This window comes from Streptomyces sp. NPDC007205 (assembly GCF_040634095.1).
In the GTDB taxonomy this organism is placed as follows: Bacteria; Actinomycetota; Actinomycetes; order Streptomycetales; family Streptomycetaceae; genus Streptomyces.
The window spans coordinates 2,123-5,422 of sequence record NZ_JBEYEW010000108.1 but is presented as its reverse complement, the minus strand read 5'-3'; the positions used below and the strand labels follow the sequence as shown (position 1 = coordinate 5,422).

Here is a 3,300-nt window from a genome sequence, read left to right as displayed (position 1 = left end):
GCCCGGAGGAAAGCCCGAGAGGGTGAGTACAAAGGAAGCGACCGTTCCTTGAGAACTCAACAGCGTGCCAAAAATCAACGCCAGATATGTTGATACCCCGTCTACCGGATCCTTCCGGTGACGAGGTTCCTTTGAAAAACACAGCGAGGACGCTGTGTGCGAGGGGATCATTCCTCCCCTCGCACCGCTCTCGTGGTGTTCATCCCGATCACGGGAAAACATTCACGGAGAGTTTGATCCTGGCTCAGGACGAACGCTGGCGGCGTGCTTAACACATGCAAGTCGAACGATGAAGCCCTTCGGGGTGGATTAGTGGCGAACGGGTGAGTAACACGTGGGCAATCTGCCCTTCACTCTGGGACAAGCCCTGGAAACGGGGTCTAATACCGGATATGACCATCTTGGGCATCCTTGATGGTGTAAAGCTCCGGCGGTGAAGGATGAGCCCGCGGCCTATCAGCTTGTTGGTGAGGTAATGGCTCACCAAGGCGACGACGGGTAGCCGGCCTGAGAGGGCGACCGGCCACACTGGGACTGAGACACGGCCCAGACTCCTACGGGAGGCAGCAGTGGGGAATATTGCACAATGGGCGAAAGCCTGATGCAGCGACGCCGCGTGAGGGATGACGGCCTTCGGGTTGTAAACCTCTTTCAGCAGGGAAGAAGCGAAAGTGACGGTACCTGCAGAAGAAGCGCCGGCTAACTACGTGCCAGCAGCCGCGGTAATACGTAGGGCGCAAGCGTTGTCCGGAATTATTGGGCGTAAAGAGCTCGTAGGCGGCTTGTCACGTCGATTGTGAAAGCCCGAGGCTTAACCTCGGGTCTGCAGTCGATACGGGCTAGCTAGAGTGTGGTAGGGGAGATCGGAATTCCTGGTGTAGCGGTGAAATGCGCAGATATCAGGAGGAACACCGGTGGCGAAGGCGGATCTCTGGGCCATTACTGACGCTGAGGAGCGAAAGCGTGGGGAGCGAACAGGATTAGATACCCTGGTAGTCCACGCCGTAAACGGTGGGAACTAGGTGTTGGCGACATTCCACGTCGTCGGTGCCGCAGCTAACGCATTAAGTTCCCCGCCTGGGGAGTACGGCCGCAAGGCTAAAACTCAAAGGAATTGACGGGGGCCCGCACAAGCGGCGGAGCATGTGGCTTAATTCGACGCAACGCGAAGAACCTTACCAAGGCTTGACATACACCGGAAAGCATTAGAGATAGTGCCCCCCTTGTGGTCGGTGTACAGGTGGTGCATGGCTGTCGTCAGCTCGTGTCGTGAGATGTTGGGTTAAGTCCCGCAACGAGCGCAACCCTTGTTCTGTGTTGCCAGCATGCCCTTCGGGGTGATGGGGACTCACAGGAGACCGCCGGGGTCAACTCGGAGGAAGGTGGGGACGACGTCAAGTCATCATGCCCCTTATGTCTTGGGCTGCACACGTGCTACAATGGCCGGTACAATGAGCTGCGATACCGTGAGGTGGAGCGAATCTCAAAAAGCCGGTCTCAGTTCGGATTGGGGTCTGCAACTCGACCCCATGAAGTCGGAGTCGCTAGTAATCGCAGATCAGCATTGCTGCGGTGAATACGTTCCCGGGCCTTGTACACACCGCCCGTCACGTCACGAAAGTCGGTAACACCCGAAGCCGGTGGCCCAACCCCTTGTGGGAGGGAGCTGTCGAAGGTGGGACTGGCGATTGGGACGAAGTCGTAACAAGGTAGCCGTACCGGAAGGTGCGGCTGGATCACCTCCTTTCTAAGGAGCACATGGCCGACTGCAAGCAAATGTCTTGCACGGTTGCTCATGGGTGGAACGTTGATTATTCGGCACGGTCCAGGACGGACCAGGCGCTAGTACAGCCTCTTCGGGGGCGTGGAACGCTGATCTGGTCGGCTGGTCGTGTCGGGCACGCTGTTGGGTGTCTGAGGGAATGGATTTTTTCCTCAGTCGCCGGCCCCAGTGAACTCCGGTTGTGTCCGGGGGTGATGGGTGGCTGGTCGTTGTTTGAGAACTGCACAGTGGACGCGAGCATCTGTGGCCAAGTTTTTAAGGGCGCACGGTGGATGCCTTGGCACCAGGAACCGATGAAGGACGTGGGAGGCCGCGATAGTCCCCGGGGAGTCGTCAACCAGGCTTTGATCCGGGGGTTTCCGAATGGGGAAACCCGGCAGTCGTCATGGGCTGTCACCCGCTGCTGAACACATAGGCAGTGTGGAGGGAACGAGGGGAAGTGAAACATCTCAGTACCCTCAGGAAGAGAAAACAACCGTGATTCCGGGAGTAGTGGCGAGCGAAACCGGATGAGGCCAAACCTACGACGTGTGAGACCCGGCAGGGGTTGCGTCGTGGGGGTTGTGGGATCTCTCTTTCACAGTCTGCCGGCTGTGAGACGAGTCAGAAACCGTTGATGTAGGCGAAGGACATGCGAAAGGTCCGGCGTAGAGGGTAAGACCCCCGTAGTCGAAACGTCAGCGGCTCGTTTGAGAGACACCCAAGTAGCACGGGGCCCGAGAAATCCCGTGTGAATCTGGCGGGACCACCCGCTAAGCCTAAATATTCCCTGGTGACCGATAGCGGATAGTACCGTGAGGGAATGGTGAAAAGTACCCCGGGAGGGGAGTGAAATAGTACCTGAAACCGTGTGCCTACAAGCCGTGGGAGCGTCGGATGCAGCTTGCTGCATCTCGTGACTGCGTGCCTTTTGAAGAATGAGCCTGCGAGTTTGCGGTGTGTTGCGAGGTTAACCCGGGTGGGGAAGCCGTAGCGAAAGCGAGTCCGAACAGGGCGCTGTAGTAGCACGCTCAAGACCCGAAGCGGAGTGATCTAGCCATGGGCAGGTTGAAGCGGAGGTAAGACTTCGTGGAGGACCGAACCCACCAGGGTTGAAAACCTGGGGGATGACCTGTGGTTAGGGGTGAAAGGCCAATCAAACTCCGTGATAGCTGGTTCTCCCCGAAATGCATTTAGGTGCAGCGTCGTGTGTTTCTTGCCGGAGGTAGAGCACTGGATAGGCGATGGGCCCTACCGGGTTACTGACCTTAGCCAAACTCCGAATGCCGGTAAGTGAGAGCGCGGCAGTGAGACTGTGGGGGATAAGCTCCATGGTCGAGAGGGAAACAGCCCAGAGCATCGACTAAGGCCCCTAAGCGTACGCTAAGTGGGAAAGGATGTGGAGTCGCACAGACAACCAGGAGGTTGGCTTAGAAGCAGCCACCCTTGAAAGAGTGCGTAATAGCTCACTGGTCTAGTGATTCCGCGCCGACAATGTAGCGGGGCTCAAGCGTACCGCCGAAGTCGTGTCATTGCAC

At 57.7% G+C, this 3,300-nt stretch carries 2 rRNA genes (1 of these 2 running past the window's edge); both read left to right on the top strand.

Annotated elements, in window-relative coordinates:
* The first annotated feature begins 221 nt into the window (after positions 1–221).
* Positions 222–1,747 (top strand): 16S ribosomal RNA (locus ABZ624_RS41885).
* 281 nt (positions 1,748–2,028) lie between these two features.
* Positions 2,029–3,300, top strand: a 23S ribosomal RNA gene (locus ABZ624_RS41880) (it continues 1,920 nt past the right edge of the window).
* The 16S and 23S rRNA genes sit together here, the layout of an rRNA operon.